Annotated in this window: 19 protein-coding genes; 15 read left to right on the top strand and 4 right to left on the bottom strand. The window is 72.6% G+C overall.

Annotated features, from left to right (window positions below):
• Positions 1-536 precede the first annotated feature (536 nt).
• The 3 genes from ABTY04_RS17810 (at position 537) to ABTY04_RS17800 (ending at position 5,733) form a co-directional block, all read left to right on the top strand.
• Complete coding sequence (locus tag ABTY04_RS17810) at positions 537-2,486, top strand: IucA/IucC family protein (RefSeq protein ID WP_352214316.1); 1,950 nt, start codon at positions 537-539, stop codon at positions 2,484-2,486.
• Positions 2,487-2,492: 6 nt separating this feature from the next.
• Positions 2,493-3,206 (top strand): GNAT family N-acetyltransferase, encoded by a 714-nt coding sequence (locus ABTY04_RS17805; protein WP_352214268.1) that lies wholly within the window; start codon positions 2,493-2,495, stop codon positions 3,204-3,206.
• 556 nt (positions 3,207-3,762) lie between these two features.
• On the top strand, positions 3,763-5,733 hold the full coding sequence (locus ABTY04_RS17800) for an ATP-dependent DNA helicase (RefSeq protein ID WP_352214267.1): 1,971 nt from the start codon (positions 3,763-3,765) through the stop codon (positions 5,731-5,733).
• 144 nt (positions 5,734-5,877) lie between these two features.
• On the opposite strand, the gene lexA is transcribed toward ABTY04_RS17800, so the two are convergent.
• Positions 5,878-6,669, bottom strand: a complete 792-nt coding sequence (gene lexA, locus ABTY04_RS17795; RefSeq protein WP_030301390.1) for a transcriptional repressor LexA — start codon at positions 6,667-6,669, stop codon at positions 5,878-5,880.
• 468 nt (positions 6,670-7,137) lie between these two features.
• Here lexA and nrdR point away from each other — a divergent pair, with 468 nt between their 5' ends.
• From nrdR to ABTY04_RS17760, 7 genes are all read left to right on the top strand, one after another.
• Positions 7,138-7,650 carry a transcriptional regulator NrdR gene (gene nrdR, locus ABTY04_RS17790; RefSeq protein ID WP_352214266.1) on the top strand — a complete coding sequence of 171 codons (513 nt, stop codon included), beginning with the start codon at positions 7,138-7,140 and terminating at the stop codon, positions 7,648-7,650.
• Positions 7,651-7,779: 129 nt separating this feature from the next.
• The gene (locus ABTY04_RS17785) at positions 7,780-10,668 is read left to right on the top strand and encodes a vitamin B12-dependent ribonucleotide reductase (protein ID WP_352214265.1); all 2,889 of its coding nucleotides are present in this window, start codon (positions 7,780-7,782) and stop codon (positions 10,666-10,668) included.
• Positions 10,669-10,977: 309 nt separating this feature from the next.
• Complete coding sequence (locus ABTY04_RS17780; RefSeq protein ID WP_352214264.1) at positions 10,978-11,817, top strand: arylamine N-acetyltransferase family protein; 840 nt, start codon at positions 10,978-10,980, stop codon at positions 11,815-11,817.
• A 32-nt stretch (positions 11,818-11,849) separates the two neighbouring features.
• A complete protein-coding gene (locus ABTY04_RS17775) occupies positions 11,850-12,455 on the top strand; it encodes a YdbC family protein (protein WP_352214263.1) in 606 nt (201 codons plus the stop codon).
• A 72-nt stretch (positions 12,456-12,527) separates the two neighbouring features.
• Complete coding sequence (locus ABTY04_RS17770) at positions 12,528-13,187, top strand: histidine phosphatase family protein (RefSeq protein ID WP_352214262.1); 660 nt, start codon at positions 12,528-12,530, stop codon at positions 13,185-13,187.
• A gap of 11 nt (positions 13,188-13,198) precedes the next feature.
• Positions 13,199-14,119, top strand: coding sequence for an ADP-ribosylglycohydrolase family protein (locus ABTY04_RS17765; protein WP_352214261.1), 921 nt, complete (start codon positions 13,199-13,201; stop codon positions 14,117-14,119).
• A 227-nt stretch (positions 14,120-14,346) separates the two neighbouring features.
• Positions 14,347-16,197 (top strand): DUF4153 domain-containing protein, encoded by a 1,851-nt coding sequence (locus tag ABTY04_RS17760; protein ID WP_352214260.1) that lies wholly within the window; start codon positions 14,347-14,349, stop codon positions 16,195-16,197.
• Between the two features lie 82 nt (positions 16,198-16,279).
• Here ABTY04_RS17760 and ABTY04_RS17755 read toward each other — a convergent pair whose 3' ends face one another.
• Entirely contained in the window at positions 16,280-17,845 is a 1,566-nt protein-coding gene (locus tag ABTY04_RS17755) for an MFS transporter (RefSeq protein ID WP_352214259.1), read from the bottom strand.
• Between the two features lie 126 nt (positions 17,846-17,971).
• Between ABTY04_RS17755 and ABTY04_RS17750 the strand changes: the two genes are divergently transcribed.
• From ABTY04_RS17750 to ABTY04_RS17740, 3 genes are all read left to right on the top strand, one after another.
• Positions 17,972-18,574 carry a TetR/AcrR family transcriptional regulator gene (locus ABTY04_RS17750; protein ID WP_352214258.1) on the top strand — a complete coding sequence of 201 codons (603 nt, stop codon included), beginning with the start codon at positions 17,972-17,974 and terminating at the stop codon, positions 18,572-18,574.
• 69 nt (positions 18,575-18,643) lie between these two features.
• Positions 18,644-19,354 (top strand): ribonuclease HII, encoded by a 711-nt coding sequence (gene rnhB / locus ABTY04_RS17745; RefSeq protein WP_352214257.1) that lies wholly within the window; start codon positions 18,644-18,646, stop codon positions 19,352-19,354.
• A gap of 59 nt (positions 19,355-19,413) precedes the next feature.
• Complete coding sequence (locus tag ABTY04_RS17740) at positions 19,414-20,070, top strand: hypothetical protein (RefSeq protein WP_352214315.1); 657 nt, start codon at positions 19,414-19,416, stop codon at positions 20,068-20,070.
• Between the two features lie 149 nt (positions 20,071-20,219).
• Here ABTY04_RS17740 and ABTY04_RS17735 read toward each other — a convergent pair whose 3' ends face one another.
• Positions 20,220-20,849 (bottom strand): hypothetical protein, encoded by a 630-nt coding sequence (locus ABTY04_RS17735; RefSeq protein ID WP_352214256.1) that lies wholly within the window; start codon positions 20,847-20,849, stop codon positions 20,220-20,222.
• Positions 20,850-21,064: 215 nt separating this feature from the next.
• Positions 21,065-23,224, bottom strand: a complete 2,160-nt coding sequence (locus ABTY04_RS17730; protein ID WP_352214255.1) for a RecQ family ATP-dependent DNA helicase — start codon at positions 23,222-23,224, stop codon at positions 21,065-21,067.
• Positions 23,225-23,346: 122 nt separating this feature from the next.
• Between ABTY04_RS17730 and ABTY04_RS17725 the strand changes: the two genes are divergently transcribed.
• Positions 23,347-24,609 (top strand): DUF4192 domain-containing protein, encoded by a 1,263-nt coding sequence (locus tag ABTY04_RS17725; protein WP_352214254.1) that lies wholly within the window; start codon positions 23,347-23,349, stop codon positions 24,607-24,609.
• Positions 24,610-24,857: 248 nt separating this feature from the next.
• A complete protein-coding gene (locus ABTY04_RS17720) occupies positions 24,858-26,825 on the top strand; it encodes a glycogen debranching N-terminal domain-containing protein (protein ID WP_352214253.1) in 1,968 nt (655 codons plus the stop codon).
• The last annotated feature ends 48 nt before the right edge of the window (positions 26,826-26,873 follow it).

The following is a 26,873-nucleotide window of genomic DNA, read 5'->3' as shown; positions in this document are numbered from 1 at the left end:
GCTCGATCCCCGAGGCCACCTCATTGCCGTCCGCGGGCACCGGCGCTCCCGGCAGAACCGATGGGAGCGAACGGACCGGCGGCCTCGCAGGGTTGGCCTCGACCCCCCAGCCCACCCACCGGCCGAACCCCGGCGCCGACGGGCTGGTGTCGGAGCCGGAGGGCTCTGCTCTGACCCCCCGGTCCCCGCTGGGCTCGGCGCCCCGGGCCACTCCGTGGCCTGCATCCGGTCTCGGCAGCCTCACCACCCCTGGCGGGCCCGCCGGGACCGAAGGGACGGGAAGGCTTGCGGGCGCCGGCGGTTTCGGCGGGTCCGCTACGGAGGCGGGGGCGGCTGCCACCCCCGGCCCGCAGTCCCCAGTGGACCCGGTCTCAGAGGGCAGCGCATGGCAGGCTCCAGGGACCGGCGGGCCGGGTGGAGCCGGACGCATCCCCTCCTCCGGTGCTTCCCCTGAGCCCGGCAGGGGCGGTGACGGCCGAGGCCTCGGCGGGATCGCGCCCGAACCGGAGTGCACCGCTCCGGCCCCCCGGCGCCCGCTGGGCCCGACCCTCGGCGCTGGCAGCCCTGGTGCTCACGGGGGCGGCGGGAGCGGGGGCGAGACCGAGCCGGCGGGGTCCGGCGCGACTCCACAGCCCACGGCAGCGGCGGTTCCGCCGGGTGCCGCGGCCACCGTGCCGCGGCAGAAGGACGGCACACTCCGGCTCCGGGTCGGCTCCGCCGGTTCGGCCGGTCCCGAGCCCGCGATGCTGCCCGACCTGCTGGACCACCCCGACCCGGGCATCGCCGCCGAGGCCGCGGCGGTGGAGAACCTGCTGCGGTGCTGGGTCCGCGAAAGCGGCATCGGCCGTCCCGACGGGCCCGGCGGGACCCTGCTGCGCATCCCCTTCCCCGCATCCGGCACCGCCCTGCTCGTCGCCGTCCGCTACTGGTCCCCGGCCGGCTGGCACCGCTTCGCCCCCGCCCGGCTCGAAGGCGCACCTGCCCACGCCCCGGCGCTGGACGCCGTCACCCTCGCCTCCCTGATCGCCCGCGAGGGCGACAACCGCGGCCGCGGCGGTGCCGCCCTCGTCGGCCGCGTCGCCGACTCGGTACGCCGCACCGCCGAGTTCATCGCCGACCGGCGCGAACGCCCCACCCCGCCCGAACCCGTCGCCGGTGACCTCTTCCTCACCGCCGAACAGTCCCTCCTCCTCGGCCACCCCCTCCAGCCGGACCCGAAGAGCCGCGAAGGGCTCTCCGAAACCGAAGCACGCCGCTACTCACCGGAACTCCACGGCTCCTTCCCCCTGCACTGGTTCGCCATCGCCCCTTCCGCCCTCGCCACCGACTCCGCCTGGACCGAGCGCGGCCGTCCCGTCTCCGCCGCCCGCCTCCTCGGCCGGCTCACTCCCGGGCTCCCGCTGCCCGACGGCATGACCCCCCTTCCCCTGCACCCCTGGCAGGCCCGCGACCTGCTCCAGCGCCCCGCCGTCGCAGCCCTCCGCGACGCGGGACTCCTCCACGACCTGGGCCCGTACGGCGAGCCCTGGTACCCCACTTCCTCCGTCCGCACCGTCCACCGCCCCGGCACCCCCGCGATGCTCAAACTCTCCCTGGGCCTGCGCATCACCAACTCCCGCCGCGAGAACCTCCGCAAGGAACTCCACCGCGGCGTCGAAGTGCACCGGCTGCTCCGCACCGGCCTCGCGGAACAGTGGCAGGCGGCCCACCCCGGTTTCGACATCGTGCGCGACCCTGCCTGGATCGCTGTCGACGCCCCGGACGGCACCCCCGTCCCCGGACTGGACGCCGTACTGCGACACAACCCCTTCCGCCCCCACGACGACGTCGTCTGCATCGCCGCACTCACCGCGCCCCGCCCGTGGCCGGGCCGGGCCACCGTGCGCTCGCGGCTCGCCGAGATCGTCTCCCGGCTCTCCGCCACCACAGGGCGGGCGACCTCCGCCGTCGCCGCCGAGTGGTTCCTGCGCTATCTCGACCACGTCGTCCTGCCGGTCCTCGCCTTCGACGCGCTCGCCGGCATCGCCCTCGAAGCGCACCAGCAGAACACGCTGGTCCTCCTCGACCCGGCCGGCTGGCCGGTCGGCGGCCGCTACCGCGACAACCAGGGCTACTACTTCCGCGCCTCCCGCCGGGCGGAACTGGAGCGCCGACTCCCCGGTATCGGCAGCGCCAGCGACACCTTCGTCTCCGACGCCGTCACCGACGAACGCTTCGCCTACTACCTCGGCATCAACAACGTGCTCGGGCTCATCGGCGCCTTCGGATCCCAGCGGCTCGCCGACGAACGCGTCCTGCTCGCCGCCTTCCGCCGGTTCCTCGGCAAGGCCTCCGGACTCGGACCGCTCCCCGCACGGCTGCTCGACTCACCCACCCTGCGCTGCAAGGCGAACCTGCTCACCCGCCTGGGCGGCCTCGACGAGCTCGTCGGCCCCGTCGACTCCCAGTCCGTCTACGTCACCCTCACCAACCCCCTCCACGATTGAGTGCCGATGCCCTCCACCGACACCTCCACCGACCTCTCCGCCACCGCCTTCACCGTCGCCGTCGACTCCGCCGCCCCCATGGCCGCCGCGGGTGTCCGTATCCCCGGACGACGGCTCGCCGCCCGGCTGCTGCCCCTGCTCGCCGAAGCCGAACTGCTCGACTCCCCGGCCGGCTGGGGCACCGTCGCCACCCCAGTGGGAGCCTTCCGCCTCGAACCCGTACGGCTCGGCCGCGACCTGGAGCTGCTCACCGGCTGGATGAACGACCCCGAGGTGGCCGCCTACTGGGAGCTCGCCGGTCCCGCGGCCGTCACCGCCGCCCACGTACGGGCCCAGCTCGACGGGAACGGCCACAGCGTGCCCTGCCTCGGCCTCCTCGACGGCAGGCCGATGAGCTACTGGGAGATCTACCGGGCCGACCTCGACCCGCTGTCCCGCCACTACCCGGCGCGCCCCCATGACGCGGGTATCCACCTGCTCATCGGGGACGGCACGAACCGCGGATGCGGCCTGGGCACCGCCCTGCTGCGCGCCGTCGCCAACCTCGTGCTCGACAACCGCCCCCGCTGCACCCGCGTCATCGCCGAACCGGACATCCGCAACACCCCCTCCGTATCAGCCTTTCTCAACTCCGGATTCCGCTGTTCCACGGAGATCGACCTCCCCGGGAAGCGCGCCGCCCTGATGGTCCGGGAGCGGGCGCTGCGCAATCTCATCTGAACCGCCGCCCCGCATCCCCGGACCACCACTGCGCGCCTCCCCTTCAGCCTTCCTGCTCAGCTCTCCCGCACAGCCTTCCGTTCACGCCTCACCCTTCGAAAACTCTGCGCCGCGCAGCAAAGTTCCCGATCCCGAGGAGTCCCGTGCCGAATTTTCCCGACGCCACCGACTCCGCCGGCGACGCCTGGCAGCTGACCCTCGACGACGGCAGCAGCCTCGGCTTCCGGGCCCGCCGCCGCGCGTACGGGAGCCGGCACGTCGTCCCGGACACCATCACGCTCACCCCGCCGCCCCCGTCGCCGGAACCCCCCACCGCCTTCACGGACCCGTACGCCTTCCTCGTCCGCACCCGCACCCTTCGACCTGCTCGGCGAGCGCATCGGGCGGCTCTGCATGCACCGGAACCCGCTGTACGAGGACGGCTGCCGCGAGCGCGCTGCCGCCCGCAGGCGGTGGCACGGCACCGTGCCCGACCCCTTGTACCAGCCGTTGTACCGGCCGTGAATCATCGTCTTGGCGGTCACTGTCGGTGGCGCCCCGTAGGGTTGGCAGTGCTATGACGAAGCCCTCCCTCCCCGACCTGCTGCACGCCGCCGTCTCCGCCGTCGGCGGCACGGAGCGGCCCGGCCAGGTGTCCATGGCCGAAGCCGTCGCCGAGGCGATCGACGACAACACGCACCGGCTGATCCAGGCCGGCACCGGCACCGGCAAGTCCCTCGGCTATCTGGTGCCGGCCCTCGCGCACGGCGAACGTGTGGTCGTGGCCACCGCCACCCTCGCCCTCCAGCGGCAGCTCGTCGAGCGCGACCTGCCCCGGACGGTGGACGCGCTGCACCCGCAGCTCCGCCGCCGCCCGCAGTTCGCCATGCTCAAGGGCCGGTCCAATTACCTGTGCCTGCACCGGCTGCACGAGGGTGCCCCGCAGGATGAGGAGGAGGGCCTCTTCGACCAGTTCGAGGCGGCCACCCCCACGAGCAAGCTCGGTCAGGACCTGCTGCGCCTGCGCGACTGGGCCGACGAGACGGAGACCGGCGACCGGGACGACCTGACTCCCGGTGTCTCGGACAAGGCCTGGTCGCAGATCTCCGTCTCCTCCCGGGAGTGCCTGGGTGCGACGAAGTGCGCGTACGGCGCCGAGTGCTTCGCCGAGGCTGCCCGCGAGCGGGCCAAGCTCGCCGACGTGGTCGTCACCAACCACGCGCTGCTGGCCATCGACGCCATCGAGGGCGCCCCGGTGCTGCCGCAGCACGAGGTGCTGATCGTGGACGAGGCGCACGAGCTGGTCTCCCGGGTGACCGGGGTCGCCACCGGCGAGCTCACCCCGGGCCAGGTCAACCGCGCCGTGAAGCGCGCGGCCAAGCTGGTCGACGAGAAGAACGCGGACTCGCTCCAGACCGCGTCCGAGTCGTTCGAGCGGGTCATGGAGCTGGCCCTTCCGGGCCGGCTGGAGGAGGTCCCCGAGGACTTGGCGTATGCCCTTGCGGCCCTGCGGGACGCCGCGCGCAACGTCATTTCGGCGATCGGCGCGACCCGCGACAAGTCCGTCCACGACGAGGACGCCGTCCGCAAGCAGGCTCTGGCCGCGGTGGAGAGCGTCCACGGGGTGGCCGAGCGGATCCTGCTCGGCTCCGAGTACGACGTCGTCTGGTACGAGCGGCACGACCGCTTCGGCGCCACCCTCCGGGTCGCCCCGCTGTCCGTGTCCGGGCTGCTGCGCGAGAAGCTGTTCGAGGACCGCTCGGTGGTCCTGACCTCGGCGACCCTCAAGCTGGGCGGTGATTTCAACGGGGTCGCAGCCTCGCTGGGCCTGTCCCCCGAAGGGGTCGAGGGGGACGACGCACCGGTGTGGAAGGGGCTGGACGTCGGCTCGCCGTTCGACTACCCGAAGCAGGGCATCCTCTACGTCGCAAAGCACCTGGCCACGCCGGGCCGGGAGGGCACCCGCGGCGACATGATGGACGAGCTCGCCGAGCTGATCGAGGCGGCCGGCGGCCGCACCCTCGGCCTGTTCTCCTCCATGCGGGGCGCCAAGGCAGCCGCCGAGGAGCTGCGCGGCCGGCTCGACAACCCGATCCTGCTCCAGGGAGAGGAGACGCTCGGCGAGCTGATCAAGGCGTTCGCGGCGGACCCGAAGACCTGCCTGTTCGGGACGCTGTCGCTCTGGCAGGGCGTGGACGTGCCCGGTCCCAGCTGCCAGCTCGTGGTCATGGACCGCATCCCGTTCCCGCGCCCCGACGACCCGCTGATGAGTGCCCGGCAGAAGTCGGTCGAGCAGCACGGCGGCAACGGCTTCATGGCCGTCGCGGCCACGCATGCGGCACTTCTGATGGCCCAGGGTGCGGGTCGGCTCGTACGGGCCACCGGCGACCGCGGCGTCGTCGCGGTCCTGGACCCCCGGCTGGCCACCGCCCGGTACGGAACCTTCCTGCGGGCCACCCTGCCGGACTTCTGGTACACCACGGACCGCAACCAGGCACGCCGCTCGCTGGCAGCGATCGACGCTGCCGCACAGGCGGACGGCAAGTAGCCCCTCCTGCCGAACAGCCCCTGCCGACGGGTCGGCAGGGGCTGTCGTGCGCGGGAGCAGCACAGGTTCAGACGCGGGAAAAGACGCGGAAAAGCAGCTCCGGGACCGGCGCAGTGGGTCCCGGAGCCGTATGGGGGCGCGGGGTCAGACCCGGCGCAGCACCGCGACGACCTTGCCGAGGATCGTCGCCTCGTCGCCGGGGATCGGCTGGTAGGCGGCGTTGTGCGGGAGCAGCCAGACATGGCCGTCCTCCCGCTTGAACCGCTTGACCGTGGCTTCGCCGTCGAGCATCGCGGCCACGATGTCCCCGTTCTCCGCGACCGGCTGGCGACGGACCGTGACCCAGTCGCCGTCGCAGATGGCTGCCTCGATCATCGAGTCGCCGACGACCTTGAGGACGAAGAGTTCTCCATCGCCGACCAGCTGGCGGGGGAGCGGGAACACGTCCTCCACCGACTCCTCGGCGAGGATCGGGCCGCCGGCCGCGATCCGGCCGACCAGGGGAACGTACGAGGCGGCGGGCTTGCCGGTGGTGTCCGTGGGCTGAGAGCTGGGCTGGTCGGAGCCGCGGACCTCGTACGCCCGGGGGCGGTGCGGGTCCCGGCGCAGGAAGCCCTTGCGCTCCAGGGCCATCAGCTGGTGGGCGACCGAGGACGTGCTGGACAGGCCGACCGCCTGGCCGATCTCGCGCATCGACGGCGGGTAGCCGCGCCGCTGCACTGAGTCGCGGATGACCTCGATGACCCTCCGCTGCCGGTCCGTGAGCCCGGAGCTGTCGGCGCGGATGCCTGGAGGTCGGCCTGGCAGCGAGCGTGCGGGGCGTACGGGCTCCGCCTCCGGGTTCAGACTTGCGTCGTTCATGGGATGCACCGGCTCGAGTCGGCTCTGGGAGCGGTTCTGGGCAGTGATGGTGGCACTGTCTGCGGTGGTGGTCACGTCGGCCCCTCTCGAAATGTTCTCCCTAGCTGGACAACGGTAGTTGCTTTCGAAAGGTTGCGCCAAACACACGTTCGAGTGAAAAATCGCAGATCGTTCAACATGGCCACATCGAGGGGTGTATAGGCGGCCGGTCCGCCGAACGCGGGTTCGGTCCCGTGCCCGCTGTTTACGGTACCCTTCCCGGTCGGATCGCCACCTTCCGGTCCGGTGCCCAGTGTGGCACCGGGAACGCCTCCGTCCGGTGATCGGGCCCGGCGACACGCGGAGCGAACCAAATCTGCCGCAACCCAAGATCTAGTGGTTGGATGAGCGATGCCGCCCAGAAGTTGTGGTCCACGGTCCGCCGAGGCCCTCCGCATCGCATATGCTGGTGGCTGCTTCGCGAGCCCCCGGCAGAGACCCGTCTCAGTCGTTCAGGGGCCTTGCGGGGCGATTCAGTCGTGCCCAGAGGGAGGGTGAGGGACCATGCACTGCCCCTTCTGCAGGCACCCCGACAGCCGCGTCGTCGACAGCCGCACCACGGACGACGGCACGTCGATCCGCCGGCGCCGTCAGTGCCCCGACTGCTCCCGTCGCTTCACGACGGTGGAGACGGCCTCGCTGATGGTGATCAAGCGCAGCGGGGTGACCGAGCCCTTCAGCCGGACCAAGGTCATCTCCGGTGTGCGCAAGGCGTGCCAGGGGCGGCCGGTCACCGAGGACGCCCTCGCCAAGCTCGGCCAGCGGGTCGAGGAGGCGGTGCGCGCCACCGGGAGTGCGGAGCTGACCACCCACGACGTGGGTCTGGCCATACTCGGCCCGTTGCAGGAGCTCGACCTGGTCGCGTACCTCCGGTTCGCGTCCGTTTACAAGGCGTTCGACACACTCGAAGACTTCGAGACCGCCATCGCGGAACTCCGCGTGCCGCGGCCTCACCCCGAAGAGTGCGAGCCCGGTCGGACCGTTCCGGTCCCCGTGCCCGCCTCCGCCGCCGACTGACCGGGCGGCCGCAGCGCAGCGCGGCCGCCCGGTACGGCAAGGCGAAGAAACGCAGATAGAAGACAGACCGTGCCGCGGAATAACGCTGGCACTTTAGGGCGTTTTTGCCCGCATATGGGAGGAAGCGGCATGACAGAGACGGCGAGCGGCTCGGCACGAGGTTCCCGCGCCAAGGGGACCAAGACTGCCAAGGGCGGCCTGCGGATCGAGCGCATCCACACCACCCCGGGCGTGCACCCGTACGACGAGGTGAGCTGGGAGCTCCGTGACGTCGTCATGACGAACTGGCGCGACGGCTCGGTCAACTTCGAGCAGCGTGGCGTCGAGTTCCCCGACTTCTGGTCGGTGAACGCGGTCAACATCGTCACCAGCAAGTACTTCCGCGGCGCCGTCGGCACCCCGCAGCGCGAGACCGGTCTGAAGCAGCTCATCGACCGCATCGTGAAGACGTACACGAAGGCCGGTGAGGACTACGACTACTTCGCGTCCCCCGCCGACGCGGAGATCTTCGAGCACGAGCTGACCTACGCCCTCCTGCACCAGATCTTCAGCTTCAACTCGCCGGTGTGGTTCAACGTCGGCACGCCCCAGCCGCAGCAGGTCTCCGCCTGCTTCATCCTGGCCGTCGACGACTCCATGGAGTCGATCCTCGACTGGTACAAGGAAGAGGGCATGATCTTCAAGGGCGGCTCCGGCGCCGGCCTGAACCTCTCCCGCATCCGCTCCTCCAAGGAGCTCCTCTCCTCCGGCGGCAACGCCTCCGGTCCGGTTTCCTTCATGCGCGGCGCCGACGCGTCCGCCGGAACGATCAAGTCGGGCGGCGCCACCCGCCGCGCGGCGAAGATGGTCGTCCTCGACGTCGACCACCCCGACGTCGAGGCCTTCATCGAGACCAAGGTGAAGGAAGAGGAGAAGATCCGCGCCCTGCGCGACGCGGGCTTCGACATGGACCTGGGCGGCGACGACATCACGTCCGTCCAGTACCAGAACGCCAACAACTCCGTCCGCGTGAACGACGAGTTCATGACGGCCGTCGAGAACGGCACCGAGTTCGGCCTGCGCGCCCGCATGACCGGCGAGGTCATCGAGAAGGTCGACGCCAAGGCGCTCTTCCGCAAGCTGGCCGAGGCCGCGTGGGCCTGTGCCGACCCGGGCATCCAGTACGACGGTGTGATCAACAACTGGCACACCTGCCCCGAGTCCGGCCGGATCACCGCGTCCAACCCGTGCAGCGAGTACATGCACCTGGACAACACGTCCTGCAACCTCGCCTCGCTGAACCTGATGAAGTTCCTGAACGACGACGGCAAGGGCAACCAGTCCTTCGACGCCGAGCGCTTCTCCAAGGTCGTCGAGCTGGTCATCACCGCGATGGACATCTCCATCTGCTTCGCGGACTTCCCGACGCAGAAGATCGGCGAGAACACCCGCGCCTTCCGCCAGCTGGGCATCGGCTACGCCAACCTCGGCGCCCTGCTGATGGCGACCGGCCACGCGTACGACTCGGACGGCGGCCGCACCCTCGCCGCGTCGATCACCTCGCTGATGACCGGCACCGCGTACAAGCGCTCCGCCGAGCTGGCCGCCATCGTCGGCCCGTACGACGGCTACGCCCGCAACGCCGAGGCGCACAAGCGCGTCATGAAGCAGCACGCCGACGCCAACGCCGTCGCGCCGCGCACCGAGGACCTCGACAACTCGATCTGGGCCGCGGCCACCGAGGCCTGGCAGGACGTCCTGCGCCTCGGCGAGAAGAACGGCTTCCGCAACTCCCAGGCCTCCGTCCTCGCGCCGACCGGCACCATCGGTCTCGCGATGTCCTGCGACACCACCGGTGTCGAGCCGGACCTGGCCCTGGTCAAGTTCAAGAAGCTCGTCGGCGGCGGCTCGATGCAGATCGTCAACGGCACCGTCCCGCAGGCACTGCGCCGCCTGGGCTACCAGGAGGAGCAGATCGAGGCGATCGTCGCCCACATCGCCGAGCACGGCGTGGTCGTCGACGCCCCGGGCCTGAAGACCCAGCACTACGCGATCTTCGACTGCGCCATGGGCGAGCGCTCCATCTCCCCGATGGGCCACGTCCGGATGATGGCCGCGATCCAGCCCTGGATCTCCGGCGCGATCTCGAAGACGGTCAACATGCCGGAGTCGGCGACCGTCGAGGAGATCGAGGAGATCTACTTCGAGGCGTGGAAGATGGGCGTCAAGGCGCTCGCGATCTACCGCGACAACTGCAAGGTCGGCCAGCCCCTCTCCGCGAAGAAGAAGGAAGAGGAGAAGGAGGAGGTCACCGCCAAGGCGGAGGACACCATCCGCGCGGCGGTCGAGAAGGTCATCGAGTACCGCCCGGTCCGCAAGCGCCTCCCCAAGGGCCGCCCGGGCATCACCACCTCCTTCACCGTGGGTGGCGCCGAGGGCTACATGACCGCCAACTCCTACCCGGACGACGGCCTGGGCGAGGTCTTCCTGAAGATGTCCAAGCAGGGCTCGACCCTCGCGGGCATGATGGACGCCTTCTCGATCGCCGTCTCGGTCGGTCTGCAGTACGGCGTCCCGCTGGAGACGTACGTCTCGAAGTTCACGAACATGCGTTTCGAGCCGGCCGGCATGACGGACGACCCGGACGTGCGGATGGCGCAGTCGATCGTCGACTACATCTTCCGCCGCCTGGCGCTCGACTTCCTGCCCTTCGAAACCCGCTCGGCGCTCGGCATCCACACCGCCGAGGAGCGTCAGCGCCACCTCGACACCGGCTCGTACGAGCCGCTTGAGGACGACCTCGACACGGAGTCCCTTGCCCAGTCGGCCCCGCTGGCCGCCGTCCCGGCCGCCCCGAAGCCGGCCGCGGTCGTCGAGGTCCAGGCCCCGAAGACGGCGCACTCCAACGCCGAACTGGTCGAGATGCAGCTCGGCGTCTCCGCCGACGCCCCGCTCTGCTTCTCGTGCGGTACGAAGATGCAGCGCGCAGGCTCCTGCTACATCTGCGAGGGCTGCGGCTCGACCAGCGGCTGCAGCTGATACGGGCGGCTTCGCGTGGTTGAGCGCGAAGCGTGATCTCTGAAAGGGAGGGGCGTCAGCCATGGGCTGACGCCCCTCCCTGACGTGCACCGGCTTCGCCGCACATGCACAGGACAACTGGGACGCCGATCAGCTCGGCTACCCCTGGCCGGGCCCCCGACGACGCGCAGGCAGCTGACCGGCGCCGGATACGCTCGGAGCCGGTGAGCCGGGCGAAGAGCGGGTTGGTGTGCAGCGCCGTTATGCCGATCATTGTGCGCGGCGGGGCCATCGGGCGCCCGCCGTTTCACGAGCGGGAGCGGGGGAGACATGTGGAGTGGTGGCGAGCTGGATCTCGATGCCTATCTGGCACGGATCGGCTACGACGGGCCCGTCGGTGAGGACGGGGAACTCCGGCCGGACCTCGCGACGTTGTACGCAGTGCACCGGGCCCACACCGGTGCCATCACCTTCGAGAACCTGGACGTGCTGCTCGGCCGCCCCGTCGAGCTGGGCGTCAAGGCCCTGGAGGACAAGCTCGTGCACGGCCGCCGCGGCGGCTACTGCTACGAGCAGAACTCGCTGCTGGCCGCTGCCCTGGAGCGGATCGGCTTCGAGGTATCCGGGCGCGGCGCCCGCAACCGCACCCGGGGGGACTCCGTGCTCGCTGTGACGCACGCCGTCCTCGTGGTCACCGTCGAAGGGGAACCCTGGCTGTGCGACGCCGGGTTCGGCCACCAGGGCCCGCGCGAGCCCGTCCCGCTGGCGCGGCCCGGAGCCGAACTGGTGCAGGGGGAATGGACGTACGCGGTCCGTGAGGAGGGCGAGGGGATCCTCGCGCTGTGCATGCTGCGCGAGGGCACCTGGCGGGACCTGTACGCGTTCTCGCCGCAGCGTTACCACCCCGTCGACTACGTCCTGCTCAACCACTACAGCTCCTCTCACCCCCGTTCCGCCTTTGTCGGCCAGGTGGTCGTCCAGCACCCGGGCGAGCCCGTCCGCCGGGCGCTCGTGGGGCGGGAGCTCACCCGGCTGTACCCCGACGGGCGCGCAGAGCGGCAGTCAGTGGCCCCCCACGAGCTGCGCGCGCTGCTCGACCGGGAGTTCGGGCTTCGGCTGTCCGGGCGGGATGCGGAGGAACTGGAGCGTATGAACCGCGCTGGGGACTGACCGGGGCCGCGCCGGGCCCGTACGATGGCGCGGTGCTGGTCAAGTGGATTCGCTGCACGGTGACGGACCGACGCGGGTTCGAGCGCGGGCAGCGCAAATGGGCGGGGCTGCCGGGCGAGCCGGGATTCCGGGGACAGGGCGGCGGCTGGAGCCGGGGGCGGCAGGGGGTCGCGCATGTCTTCGCGTTTTGGGAGAGCCGTTCCTTCTACGACTCCTTCATGGCCCGGTCGTACGACCGGCTGGCCGCGGCCCAGGCCGGCACGTACACCAACGCCCGGGTCACGCTCTTCGACCACCGCTTCGACGTGAAGACCGGCTTCGAGCCGCGCTTCACCGACGCGGACGTCGTGCGCGTGGCCCACACCCGTGTGCGCGAGGGCCGCGTGGACCACTTCGCCCTCATGCAGGAGAAGGTGTGGAACCCGGCCATGGCCGGCTCGCCCGGGATGATCCGGGGACTCTTCGGAGAGGCCCCGGGCCGGGAGTTCCTGGTGCTGTCGATGTGGCATGCCGCCGCCGAACACGGCAAGTACCGTCAGGAGCGGGTCGAGCGGCTCTCGCTGCGCGCCCAGACCGAGGCCGACGTGGAGGCCCTCACGGGCGACGTCGTCGACCTCGAACCGTCTTGGACGGTATGACCGTACGACGATCGGCGGGCCGACCGGCGAGCCCGGGTGCCCGGCCCGCCGGTGGCCGCATAGGGTCGTGGAATGGCACGACCACGGCGCATCGTCCTTGTCCGGCACGGGGAATCGGAGGGCAATGCCGATGACACGGTGTACGAGCGGGAGCCCGATCACGCCCTGCGGCTGACCGGCCAGGGGCGTGAGGAGGCCGCGGAGGCCGGCGCACGGCTGCGCGAGCTGTTCGGCGAAGAGCCCGTCAGCGCGTACGTCTCCCCGTACCGCCGGACCCTCCAGACGTTCCGGGAGCTTCGGCTGGACCCGGCGCGGGTCCGGATGCGCGAGGAGCCGAGGCTGCGCGAGCAGGACTGGGGGAACTGGCAGGACCGGGAGGACGTACGGCTGCAGAAGGCGTACCGCGACGCGTACGGGCACTTCTTCTACCGTTTCGCGCAAGGCGAGTCGGGCGCGGACGTGTACGACCGCGTCGGGGCCTTCCTGGAGAGCCTCTTCCGCAGCTTCGAGGCCCCGGACCACCCGCCGAACGTGCTGCTGGTGACCCACGGGCTGACCATGCGGCTGTTCTGCATGCGCTGGTTCCACTGGTCGGTGGCCGAGTTCGAGGCCCTGTCCAACCCCGGTAACGGCGAATTCCGGGTGCTCCTGCTGGGTCCCGACGGGCGGTACCGCATGGACCGCCCATTTGAGCGCTGGACCACACCGGAGCCTTATGACCTGGACGGCTAAACTGACGCGGGATGACCGCCGACTCCTCTTCCGAAGGGCGCTACGCACGCGCCACGGCCAGCCTCCGCGGGCTGGCTCTGGGTGACGCCCTGGGCTCCCAGTACTTCGTCCCCGTGAACTACCCCCGCCTCAAGCGCCGCGAGCTGCCCGCCGGCACCGAGACCTGGCAGTGGACCGACGACACCGAGATGGCCTGCTCGGTGGTCGCCGTCCTCGCCCGACACGGGCGCATAGACCAGGACGCCCTGGCGAGCTCCTTCGCCCACCACCACGACTTCGACCGCGGCTACGGGCCCGCCGTGAACCGGATGCTCCGCCTCGTCCGTGAGGGCGAGGACTGGCGCACCCTGGCGGCCGAGCTGTTCAACGGGCAGGGCTCGTGGGGCAACGGTGCGGCCATGCGCATCGCGCCGCTGGGCGCCTGGTACGCCGACGACCCCGAGCAGGCCACGCACCAGGCGGAGATCTCCGCCTACACCACCCACCAGCACCGCGAGGCGGTGTGCGGGGCGATGGCCGTCGCCGCGGCAGCCGCGCTGGCGGCCGATCCGGCGGGTCCGCCGAAGGCTGCCGACCTGCTGGACGGGGTGATCGCCCTGGTGCCGCGCAGCGCCGTGGGCGCAGGGCTGCGGCGCGCGCGGGACATGCTGGACTACGGCGACGCGACCACGGTCGCGGCGGTGCTGGGCTGCGGGCGGCGCACGAGCGCCCACGACACCGTGCCGTTCGCCCTGTGGTCGGCGGCGCGGTCGCTGGACGACTACGAGCGGGCGTTCTGGACCACCGCGCAGGTGGGCGGGGACGTCGACACGACCTGCGCGATCGTCGGCGGGGTGCTGGGGGCGCGTGGTGACGCGGTGCTGCCGGCCGCCTGGCTGGCCCGTACGGAGGCTCTGCCGGACTGGCTGCCGAAGACGCCGACGGCGGGGTAGCCGGCGGGCCGGCATCGGGTCGGCCGACGGTCCGGCGGCCGGGCCGGGGGAGCGGGCCGGGGGAGCGGGCGGTGTCCGCAGTCGGGCGGTACGCCCCGTTCCCGATTGTCACGGTCCTGCCACAGGGACCCCTCCGGTATGGCTGACGCCGCACGTCACGCGCCTACCCTGTCCGCTTCGCCGCCTCCGTCGTGACGACGGGGCGGCCGACAGGGGAGGGGAACCCGATGACGGAAAACTCCGATGGAGTGGCCGACTGCGCGAGAGGGGACGCGAGCGGAGGCCCGACCGCCGAGCCCGCGCAGCCGGCCCGGGCGGGCGACGGGCCCGCAGAGGCCCCAGATCCACCGACAGGACCGGCCACGGGCGCGGCCGGCGGATCCATCCCGGCCGCACAGCCTGCGGCGCTGCAGACCGGGCAGCCCGTGCAGTCCGTGGCAGAGGCCAGCCCCGGCCCCGATGGCGGTCCGGCCGGCGGTCCCGCCGCCGGGACGGCGCAGGCCGCAGTACCGCCCGGCTGGGACCCCAGGGCATGGCAGGCCTACCAGGTCCGTCAGCAGCGGGCCAAGACCGGAGCCTGGTCCATCGCACCGCTGGCCTGGGCCGAAGCCGCGCGTCCGGCGCAGGCCGCACCCGTTTCCACCGCCGTGCTGCTCTCCGCCGGGGCCGCCGGCCTTGCCGCAGCCCTCTTCCTCGGCGACGGCCTGGGTCCCGGCCTGCTGCTCGCCGTCGTGCCCGCCGTCGTCGCCGCGTACGCCGCCGCCCGCGCGGCCCGGCGTACCGCGCGCCCCTGGACCGTGGTCTGGGCCATCGGCTGCATCGCGCTCCTCGCCGTACCCGCGCTGCGCGACGCCGGCTGGCCGTCGACCCTCGCGCTGCTCGCCGCCGTACTGCTCGGCGCGCTGGCCCTGCACGGCAGCCGCACCTGGCCCGGCGTGCTGCTCAGCCCGCTTGGCTTCGTCGACGCCACCGTGCTCGGAATCCGCTGGGCCTGGAGCGGGCTGCGCTCGCGCGGCAGCGGGGTCGACCGGGACCGCTGGGTGCCCGTGGCCAAGGCCACCGTGGTGGCAGCCGTACTGCTGGTCCTCTTCGGCGCCTTGTTCGCCTCCGCCGACGCCGCTTTCGCCGACCTGCTGGGTGGGCTCACTCCCGACGTCTCCGTCGGTGACGGACCGGTGCGCCTCCTGCTCTTCCTGCTCGGAGCCGTGCTCGCGCTCGCCGCCGCCCGCGCCGCCGCGGCACCTTCGCGCTGGGACCGGATCCGGGTCGCACCCGGCAAGCCGCGCTCCCGTGTCGAATGGGCACTCCCGCTCGTCGTGCTCAACCTGCTCTTCGCCGGGTTCAACGCCGTCCAGCTGGCCGTGCTGTTCGGCGGCTACGACAAGGTTCTGGAGAGCACCGGGCTCACCTATGCCGAGTACGCCCGACAGGGCTTCTGGCAGCTGCTCTGGGCCACCCTGCTCACTCTCGCCGTGATCGCGCTCGCCCTGCGCTGGGCTCCGCGTGCCGGAGCCGGGGACCGGCGGTTCGTCCGCGCCGTCCTGGGCACGCTGTGCGCCCTGACCCTGGTCGTGGTCGCCTCCGCGCTGCGCAGGATGGACCTGTACGTGGACGCGTACGGGCTGACCCGGCTCCGCGTGTCGGTGGCCGCGATGGAGCTCTGGCTCGGGCTGGTCATCGTACTGATCATGGCTGCCGGGGTGTTCGGCGCGCGCTGGCTTGCGCGCGCCGTTGCGGGAAGCGCGGCCGCCGCCGTCCTGGCCTTCGGACTGCTGTCCCCGGACGGGATGGTCGCCGAGAAGAACGCGGACCGCTTCCGGCAGGCCGGCAAGATCGACCTGGCCTACTTCCAGTCCTTGTCGGCGGACGCGGTGCCCGCCCTGGACCGGCTGCCCGAACCCCACCGCTCCTGCGCCCTGCGCAGGATCAACAACGAACTGTCGAGGGCCGGCCGAGTGCCCTGGTACGCCATGAGCCTCGGCGAGTACCGGGCCCGGCAGATCCTTCGCGAGCGCCCGGTGACGGCCCCGTACGAGGTCTGCTCCAGCCTCGGCGCGTTCAGCACGCGCACCGGGTAGCCGCGCGCCGCGGATCCCGTACGGGGCCCGGGCGCACGGGACCACCTCCCGCGCCCGGGCCCCCGCGTGGTCCAGCAGCGCTTCAGGCCGCCGGAGCGGCCTCCGCGGCGCCGTTGAGGGCCTCCAGGTCGCTCTTGCGCACCCGGATCACCAGCAGCGCGGTGGCCAGGGCGAGCCCGGCCATGGCGACGGCCGCGATCAACGCGGTGGAGATGCCCTGGGTGAGGACGAGGTCGCCCCAGGGGTCGGGCAGCCGCCCGGTCTCCTTGAAGGCCGCCACCTGATCGGCGTCCGCGTGGGCCATGAAGTCCGGGATCTGCTTCTCGCCTTCGCTCCGGCTGGCCGTGGCGAAGACGGTGACCAGGATCGACAGGCCGAGTGAGCCGCCGACCTGCTGGCTGGCGTTGAGCAGCCCGGAGGCCGCGCCCGCCTCCCGCCGGGCGACCCCGGAGACGGCCGTGAGGGTGAGGGTCACGAAGTTCAGGCCCATGCCGAAGCCGAAGAGCAGCATCGGCCCGAGAACCCCGGAGACGTACGAGCTGTCGGTGCGGATGGACGTCAGCCAGGTCAGCCCGATGCCGGTGAGAGCGGATCCGGCGACCATGAACGGCTTGGGCCCGAAGCGCGGCAGGAAGCGCTGCGAGAGGCCGGCGGCGGTGACGATCGCGACGGTCACGGGCAGGAAGCCGAGCCCCGACTGGATCGGCGAGAAGCCCAGCACGTTCTGTACGAACTGGACGATGAAGAAGAACATGCCGAACATCGCGGCGGCGAGGCCGAGCATGATCAGGTAGGTGCCGGCGCGGTTGCGGTCGGCGAACATCCGCAGCGGGATGATCGGCTCGCTCGCCCGCGACTCGACGGCCACGAAGAGCCCGAGGAGGCCGACGGCGGCGGCGAAGGAGGCGAGGGTGAGCCCGTCGCTCCACCCGTCCTCCGAGGCGCGGATGAACCCGTAGACGAGCGAGGCCATACCGCCGGTGGAGGTGAGGGCCCCCGCGATGTCGAAGCGGCCGGAGTGGCGCTCGGACTCGGTGATGTACAGCGGGGTGAGCACGGCGATCAGCACGCCGATCGGCACGTTGACGAAGAGCACCCAGCGCCAGTCGAGCCATTCGGTCAGCATGCCGCCGGCCAGCAGGCCGATCGCGCCGCCGCCTGCGGAGACGGCGGCGAACACCCCGAACGCGCGGTTGCGCTCGGGGCCTTCGGCGAAGGTCGTGGTGATCAGGGCGAGCGAGGTCGGTGAGGCGATCGCGCCGCCGACCCCCTGGAGGGCACGGGCGGCCAGCAGCTGCCAGGGCTCCTGCGAGAAGCCGCCGAGCAGCGAGGCCAGGGTGAAGAGCAGGATTCCGGTGAGGAACACGCGGCGCCGGCCGAGGATGTCGCCGGCCCGGCCGCCGAGCAGCAGGAGACCGCCGAAGGCCAGCGTGTACGCGCTGATCACCCACGACAGGTCGGTGGTGGAGAAGGAGAGGGCGGTCTGGATGTGCGGGAGTGCGATGTTCACGATCGTCGCGTCGAGGACGACCATCAGCTGGCAGGCGGCGATGACCGCGAGTGCCACGCCGGGGCGCCCTTCCCGGCGGGCCGCGCCCGGTATCCGGGGCGTGGCGAGTTGAGAGCCTTCCACCGTGGAACCCCCCATAGTGAAATAGTGAACGCATTCGTTCACTGTGGGTCCACGGTAGGAGGCCCTCGATAGTGAACGCAACCGTTCACTAAGGCTGAAAGCGCGCGCAAGGGGCGCGTGAGTCGGTCGGAGGTAGAGGTGATGGTGGGTTCGCGCTGGTCGGCGCCGCCACCGGGGCGCAGGCGGGGGCCGGAACTCGAACGGGCGATTCTCGACGCGGCTTTGGAGCAGCTGAGCACCGTCGGCTGGAACGCGCTCACCATGGAAGGGGTCGCCGCCTGTGCCCACACCGGCAAGGCGGCGGTGTACCGGCGCTGGCCCTCGAAGGCGGACCTGGTGGCCGAGGTGCTGCGGACCGGACTGCCGCCGATCGGTGAGATCGCCGATCACGGATCGATCCGGGATGACCTCCTCTGGTTGTGTGTGCGGATGCGGGACGTGATGGAGTCGCGCGCCGGTCAGGCACTGCGTGCGGTCCTTCACGAATGCGACCACATGCATGCGGGTCGCTTCCACGAGGTCATCCGGGCCGGGCTGCACGAGCCCGCCCACCGGCTGATCAGGGAGCTTGTGCAGCGTGGAATCAAGCGAGGCGACGTGCGACCGGATGTGACGAGTCCATTTGTTGCCGACGTCATTCCGGCGATGATGATGTACCGCGCGAAGGTGTGCGGGAGCGAATGGTTGGATCCGGACATCGCGGAAATGATCGACCAGGTGATGGTGCCCCTGCTCAGGACGTGAGACGCCGCACCGACTCCACCCGGGCCGGGGTGTGCAGGCGGCGCGGGGCGGCGTAACCTTGCTGGCGCCATGCCGTACGAAGCACCCACCCACACCGTCGAACGCTCCCTCCGTGCAACCACCGGCGCCAAGGTCATCGCCGGGGTCGACGAAGTCGGACGAGGGGCCTGGGCCGGTCCGGTCACCGTGTGCGCGGCGATCACCGGTCTGCGCCGGCCGCCCGCAGGCCTCACCGACTCCAAACTGCTCACCCACAAACGACGCGACGCGCTCCTCGACGTCCTGGAGGACTGGGTCACCGCGTACGCCTTGGGGCACGCCTCCCCGGAGGAGATCGACGAATTCGGGATGACGGCCGCGCTGCGGCTCGCCGCGGAGCGCGCCCTGGAGGAGCTGCCGGTGCGGCCCGAAGCGGTGATCCTCGACGGCAAGCACGACTACCTCGGCGGGCCCTGGCGGGTGCGTACGGTGATCAAGGGCGACCAGTCCTGCGTCGCCGTCGCCGCGGCCTCGGTGATCGCCAAGGTCAGACGCGACCGGATGATGGCCGAACTCGGTCAACAGGGCGGCGGATTCGAGGACTTCGCCTTCGGTGACAACGCCGGATACCCCTCGCCCGTGCACCGGGCCGCGCTTGAGGAGTTGGGGCCCACCCCGTATCACCGGCTCTCGTGGTCGTACCTCGACGCGCTGCCCCGGTGGCGCCACCTCAAGAAGGTGCGCCGCAGCGAGGAATCGACGGAGCTGGAAAACGGAGGCCAACTCGGCTTCGATTTCTGATCGCACCCACGTGCCACCCACCGGTACGTTTCGTACCGGTGTTTGATAGACATCAACTCCTGCCTCTCACACCCGAGGAGCCTCAGATTCACGAGAGTGCCCAGGGTCCCCGCGTCACGCCGGCCGCGAGCCGCACCGCGCAGACCCCCCGCCCCGTACCAGGTCCGCGTCCCGCCGCCGTTCCGCGGCCCGGGCGCCCCGGTCCCTCCCCCGCAGCGGCAAGCCGCGCGGGAGGTGCCCCCAGGCCCGCACCGTCGGCGCAGCGCGCGCCGCAGGCCACCGGGCCCGTTCCCGCCACCCACACCGCACCGTCCGTGTCCGCGGCGGTGCCGCAGATCCAGCTGATCCCGGCTTCCGCCGAGGGTGCGCTGGACGCGGCCGAAGAGGCCGTCGACCTGCTGCTCGACACCGGGCGGGCGCCCGGCGACATCCTGGTGCTCACCACAGGCGACCCGCACCCGTGGGCCGCACACGAGCTGTCCTTCGGCGAGGCCGCGTACTGGGCCCTGCACGACGCCGGGGACGACGTCTTCTACGCGGACGCGGCGCAGGTCAAGCGCGCTGCAGGCCGTCCCGTCGTGGTCTTCGCGGCCAACGGCGGACCGGTCGGGGCGACCGCCGCCGCCCTGCCGACCGCGCTCACGCGGGCCGGTGCGCTGCTGATCGTGTGCGGCGACCCGCAGCAGATCAACTCCGTGCTGGGCGCGGGCGTCTGACGCCCCGTGCCCCGGCACCGGCGAGGGGCGGGGCCGGCCGGGAGTCGGCCCCGCTGAAGCCCGAGGCCTGACCTGCCGTACGCCCGTTCCGGGGTGTACGGCTGTGCGGGCTGCCCGAACGCGGTACGGGTTCGGGCGGGTCGGCCGTCTCAGCGCGCGGCGGTGTGGCGCAGGGCCTCGGTCGCGCCGCCGCCGGTACGCAGGGTCAGCGCGGGGAACTCGGCAACGGTGTCGCCGAGGCGCTCGGGCCGCGAGTCGGAGCTGGGGTGCCGGCCGCCCCGGCCTTCGCCGAGCACCTGCCAGCCGCCGCGGGTCAGCGTGATGTACGCGCCACAGCGCAGCCCGTGCAGGGTGCAGGCGTCCCGCAGCCCCCACATCCAGGCGCCGTCCTCCTCGGTCCACCGCTCGTCGCCCTCGCGGCAGTACAGCAGCACCGCGGTCCGCACCGGGGTCCGGCGCCGCAGGTCGTGCGGGATGACCCGGCGCAGCCCGGCGAGCAGGGCGTTGCGGTATTCCCAGCCGTCGGCCGAGGACGACCGCTGGACGAAGGAGGCACTCGCCACGAGCTGTTCCTCGGGGCCGAGAACGGCGATCACCGCAGTCGAAGGCACCGGACTGTGCCGGGAATGCAGTCCGCTGACGACCTCGCGCGGGTTGCGCAGCAGGGGAATGCCCGCCGCTGTCCACTCGGCGGGTTCCAGCAGTCTGCCGTGCCGGCTGGTGCCGCGGGCTGCCGTTGTCAGTGACGTGGTTGCGGGCGGGGCGAATCCGAAGGTCACGGTCCTCCCTTCGGGTACACGCCCGCGGACGGGCACAGCTGGAGTGCGGGCGCGCCGCGGCGCGGCTCAGGGGAGCGCCGTCGAGCCGAGCGGGAGCACTCCAATTCTCGCGTGGCCTGAGAGCATGCGGCAACGAGCAATTGGCGCCGCCGACCGGAATTCGCCGGTATGCCGTTCATATCCTTGCCCCGCCACGCCGAAGATGACGCATCCGACTACAGCTGAAGCGCCAGCACCAGCGGAAACACCCCCTTCGCGCCTGCCCGCCGCAGCAGCCGGGTGGCCACCGCGAGGGTCCAGCCGCTCTCCGCGCGGTCGTCCACGAGGAGTACGGGCCCCGCCGCCTCCGCCAGATTCGACGCCAGCGCCGGGGGCACGCTCAAGGCCTGGTGGAGCCCGCGCACCCGTTGAGCGCTGTTGGAGGAGGGCAGGCCGAACTGCGGTGCCTGGTCCGTGTACGCGAGCGCGCCGAGCAGCGGAATCCGCCCGACCTCCGCGATCCGTGCGGCCAGGGAGCCGACCAGCTGAGGACGGCTGTGCGAGGGGAGGGCCACCACGCCCACCGGCCGGGCGGGCGCGTCCGGGGCTCCGGAGGCCCAACCGCCCGGCCCCCGGGCCCAGTCGGCGAGCACTGCCACCACGGCCTGCGCCACATCGTCCGGAATCGGCTGGTCCGGAGCTTGCGCCGCGAGCATCGGGCGCAGCCGGTTGCCCCAGCCGATGTCGGACAGCCGGCCCAGTGCCCGCCCGGTGGAGGCCTGTTCCCCGACAGGGATACGGCCCTTCAGGTCCACGCCGACTGCCGCCAGCCCGGTCGGCCACATCTTGCGCGGCTCCAGTTCCACGCCGGGGCGGCCGAGCTCACCGCGGGCGGTGTCGAGGGCGGTGGCGGACACGTCCACCGTGAACCGGGCCCCGGCGCAGTTGTCGCAGCGGCCGCAGGGCGCGGCCTCCTCGTCGTCCAACTGGCGGCGCAGGAACTCCATCCGGCAGCCCGTGGTCGCCGCGTAGTCCCGCATCGCCTGCTGTTCGGCGGCCCGCTGACGGGACACCCAGGCGTAGCGCTCGGCGTCGTACACCCACGGCTCGCCCGTCGAGGTCCAGCCGCCCTTGACCCGGTGCACCGCGCCGTCCACGTCGAGGACCTTGAGCATCGTTTCGAGCCGGGTGCGCCGCAGGTCGACCAGCGGCTCCATGGCGGGCAGCGACAGCGGTCGGCCTGCCTGGGCGAGGACTTCGAGCGTGCGTCGTACCTGCTGCTCCGGCGGGAAGGCCACCGAGGCGAAGTACTGCCAGATGGCCTCGTCCTCCCGGCCGGGCAGCAGCAGCACCTCCGCGTGCTCCACACCGCGGCCGGCGCGGCCGACCTGCTGGTAGTACGCGATGGGGGAGGACGGGGAGCCCAGGTGCACCACGAAACCCAGGTCGGGCTTGTCGAAGCCCATGCCCAATGCCGAGGTGGCCACCAGGGCCTTGACCCGGTTCGCCTGGAGGTCGTCCTCGGCCTGCTGGCGGTCGGCGTTCTCCGTCTTTCCGGTGTACGAGGAGACCGTGTGGCCGCGGTGGCGCAGGTACACGGTGACCTCCTCGGCGGCGGCCACCGTCAGTGTGTAGATGATTCCGGAGCCCGGGAGTTCGCCGAGGTGGTCGGCGAGCCAGGCCAGCCGGTGCGCCGCGTCGGGCAGGGTCAGTACCGCGAGGCTCAGGCTCTCGCGGTCCAGCGGGCCGCGCAGGACCAGCGCGTCCGTCCCGGCCCCGGTGCCCAGCTGCTCGGCGACGTCTGCGGTCACGCGCGCGTTGGCCGTCGCGGTCGTGGCCAGCACCGGGACGCCGGGCGGAAGGTCGGCCAGCATCGTGCGCAGCCGCCGGTAGTCGGGCCGGAAGTCGTGACCCCAGTCCGAGATGCAGTGGGCCTCGTCCACGACGAGCAGACCCGTCGCAGCGGACAGCTTGGGGAGCACCTGGTCGCGGAAATCGGGATTGTTGAGCCGTTCCGGGCTCACCAGCAGGACGTCGACCTCGCCCGCGGCGACCTCCGCCTGGATCCCCTCCCACTCCTCGGGGTTGGCGGAGTTGATGGTGCGGGCCCGGATGCCGGCGCGGGCGGCGGCCTCCACCTGATTGCGCATCAGTGACAGGAGCGGGGAGACGATCACGGTGGGTCCCGCGCCGCTCGCCCGGAGCAGGGAGGTGGCGACGAAGTACACGGCGGACTTGCCCCAGCCCGTGCGCTGCACCACCAGCGCCCGCCGCTTGTGCGCGACGAGGGCCTCGATCGCGAGCCACTGGTCCTCGCGCAGGCGGGCGGAGCCCGTGGGATCGCCCACGAGACGGGCCAGTACGGAGTCGGCCGAGGTCCTCAGGTCTGCGTTCATGCCCCCATGCAACCCGATGGCTCCGACATCGCGCCAATGGCGTCCTGAACCTGTGGATGTTGAACGGTCAATGGTTATCCACAGGGGTTTCCGGATTCGATCGTCCGCGGGACCGTCGGGGCATGACGAACGACCGCGCATCACGCACCCCGTCCGACCGGCCCTCCATCAGCCCCTCCGGACCCGCACTCGACCCTCGGATCACCCTGCGCAGCCCGGCCGAACTGGCCGACGCGCTGCCGTACATGCTCGGCTTCCATCCGAGCGACTCCCTCGTCATGGTCGCCGTGCACGGCGAGGGCGGCCGCTTCGGCGGCCGGCTCCGCGTCGGCATCCCCGCGGCCCCGGCGGAATGGGAGGACACCGCCCGACAGGTCGCCGACTGCCTGATCCGGGGCAGCGAGCGGCGCGGTGGCAAGCCCGACGGCATCGTCGTCTTCCTCTGCCAGGACCCGGCCGGCGGCGAGAGCGGCCAGCGGGTGATGACCCGGCTGCGACCGCTGGCCCAGCGCATCCGCCTGGCCTGCGGGGCGCTCGACGTGCCCGTCATGGAGGCGCTGTGCATCTCCGGCGGCCGGTTCTGGTCGTACTGCTGCCCCGACGAGCGGTGCTGCCCGGCCGAGGGCAGCCCCGTGGCCGCGACCGGCACCTCGGTGATGGCGGCTACGGCCACCTTCGCCGGACTCCGGGTCAGGGGCTCCCTCCGGGAGATCGAGGGCCGGCTGGCACCGCTGCGCGGCGGTGTGGCGGTGGAGATGGAGCGGGCCCTGGACCGGGCGGCCGCCGCCCTCGTGCCGAAGATCCTCGACGGGGCCACCCGGCAGGAGGTCGGCGCGGAGACCGTCGCTCTGGCTCGCACCCTGATGCAGCGGATGACCATGGCCCCGCCCGTCGAGGGCGGCCCGGGAGCCGACGACTGGGACGACGCGCTGCTCGGCCACGAGGAGGCCGCCACCTTGATCCTCGGCCTCCAGGACCGTGAGATCAGGGACGTCGCGGCCGAGTGGATGGAGGGGGAGGAGGCGCCCCCCGCCCTGCGGTTGTGGCGGGCGCTGGCCCGCCGCTGCGTCGGGGCCTACGGCGAGCATGCCGCGGCCCCGCTCACCCTCGCCGGCTGGGTCTCCTGGTCCACCGGGGACGAGCCGACCGCCCGGATCGTCCTCGGACTGGCCCTTCGGGCCGACGCCGAGTACCGCTTCGCGCAACTGCTCCACCACGCCTGCAACGAGGGCATCGACCCGGAGGGGCTGCGGGCCTGCCTGCGGGAGGAGCGGCGCCGCCGGGAGCCGCGCCGCAAGCGCGCCGCGGCCACCACCCGTCCTCCGGGCCGCCGGGACGCCCGGCCCCGCCGCCGGCCCCGCCGCCCCGCGGGGAGCGACCAGTGAGCCGGGACGGGGGCCGGGGCCGCGGCGCGGCCCTGGGCGAGCGGTATCCCGTGCGCCGGATCCGGGACGCCGTGAGGACCGACCTGCGGCGGCTGCGACACCGGCACGGCCCGGGACGGGCGCAGCCGCCACCGGGGCCCGTGACCCGGGCGGGGGTGGGGGCGTTCAGCTGGAGGGTGGCGGGGGCCCGGCCGCGCCGCCGCCCAGCGAAACCGGCCGGAGCGCAGACAGCCCAGACAAGGCGATCCATGGCCCACTCCGTACCGCTCGCCCGCACGACCGAGTTGCCGCCCGTGCACGGCGCCGTCATCTGCGTCTCCGCGCCCTGCCTGGTCATCTCGCCGGAACACGGCCAGCTGACCGGACGGGGGATCGACGGGATCTACCGCTCCGGGCGCAGGCTGCTCTCCCGCTGTGTGCTCCGGGTCGGCGGGCGGGACCCGGTCGCCGTCCAGGGACGCAGCCTCGGCTCCGACCGGGCCGCCTTCACCGCGACGGTCCGCACCGGGGCCGAAGCGGGCCCCGACCCGGACGTCGGCGTGGAGCGGGTCCGGCATGCGGACGGCACCGAGCGGATCACCCTGCGCAGTTTCACGGCCCGGCCGCTGCGCCTTCCGGTGGAGGTGTCTCTCGGCACGGACCTGACCGAGCTGGCCGCGGTGGCCGCCGGCCGGGCCGGGCCCGAACTGCCGGCCGGGGTGCACGCCGCCGGGCTGCGTTGGAGCACCGGGGAGGCGCAGTCCGTCACCGTGGCGGAGCCGGCCCCGGACGACGCGCTCGCCTCGGTGGGGCTGCTGCGCTGGCAGCTCGAACTGGGGCCCGGCGAGTCCCGCACCATCGAGCTGCGGACCACCCAGGACCGGACGGCGCGGGCCCCGGCCGGGCAGGTGGCCAACCCGCTGGCCGCCGCCCGGGGAGAGGGGGACGACCCGCGGGTCGAGGCCTGGTTCCGCAGCAGCGTCGAGGACCTCGGTGCGCTGCTGATGCGGGACCGCGAGGAGCCTGCTGACTCCTTCGCCGCTGCCGGGGTGCCGTGGCGGCTCGGGCTGGCTCCGGCGGAGTCCCTGTGGGCCGCCAGGATGTCGCTGCCGCTCGGTACCGGGCTCGCCGCGGCAACCCTGCGGACCCTCGCGCGGACCCAGACCGGCGGCCACGGCCCCGATGCCGGGAAGATCCCGGGACCGCTGCGCGGGGCGGGTCCGCAGCTGCCGCCGGGGTGTACAGGCACCGAGGCGACGCTCGCCTTCCCGGCCGTGCTGGCCGAGGCCCGGCGCTGGGGGATGCCCGAGGCGGAGGTGGCCCGGCTCCTCCCGGCGGCCGAGCGGTGCCTGGACTGGCTGCGCGGCGCCCTGGGGGAGGACGGCTTCCTGGCCGATCCCGATCCCGGGCCGCGGCGCTGCGAGACGCAGGCCCATGCCCACCGGGCCGCTCTGCTCGGGGCCGACCTGCTCGCCGGATGCGGGCGGCCCGGCGCCGAGGAGTGGCGGCAGTGGGCGGCCGTACTGCGGGAGCGGTTCCGGGACGGGTTCTGGATCGACGGCCCGGACGGCGGACGGCCCGCGGCGGCCCGGCATCCCGACGGGAGGCCGCTGCCCCGGCTGACGGGGGCCGCGGCCCACCTCCTGGACACCGGCCTGCTGGGCGGCGGCCGGCTCGCCCCGGGGCTGCTGGACCGGATCCGCACCGAACAGCTCGCCCGGCTCCTCGGCGCCCCTGCCATGGATTCCGGATGGGGGCTGCGGAGCATGGCATTCCGGGAGCCGGGTCACAACCCGTTCGGGCACCGCTCGGGCGCGGTGCGGGCGTACGAGAGCGCCGTGGCGGTTTCCGGGCTGGCCCAGGCCGGCTTCGAGAAGGAGGCCGCCGGACTGCTGAGGGGCTTGCTGGACGCCGCGGAGAGCTTCGGGTACCGGCTGCCGGAGATGTACGCCGCCGAGCAGCGCACCGCGGGCAGTGCGCCGCTCCCGCACCCGGCGGCCTGCCGCCCCGCGGCGGTGGCCGCGGCCGCGGGGGTGCACGCACTGACCGCCCTCGCCGGGATCCGTCCCGATGTCCCCGCGGGCACCGTCGCCCTCGTCCCGCTGCGCGGTGCTCCCCTCGGTGCCCTGCGCTTCTCCGGCCTGCGGGTCTCCGGGGAACCGTTCGCCGTCCGGATCAGCCGGCTCGGCCTCGGCATGGTGGAGGAGGCGGCCGATGCGCTCCAACTGGGCGGGTAGCCTTGTGACCGCGGCCTCCGGGATCGCCAAAGCCCTGTTTATCGTCAG

Source organism: Streptomyces sp. NPDC097981 (genome assembly GCF_040302565.1).
GTDB lineage: Bacteria > Actinomycetota > Actinomycetes > Streptomycetales > Streptomycetaceae > Streptomyces.
Note: the sequence above shows the minus strand (reverse complement) of the source record. Positions and strands in the feature narration are given on the sequence as shown.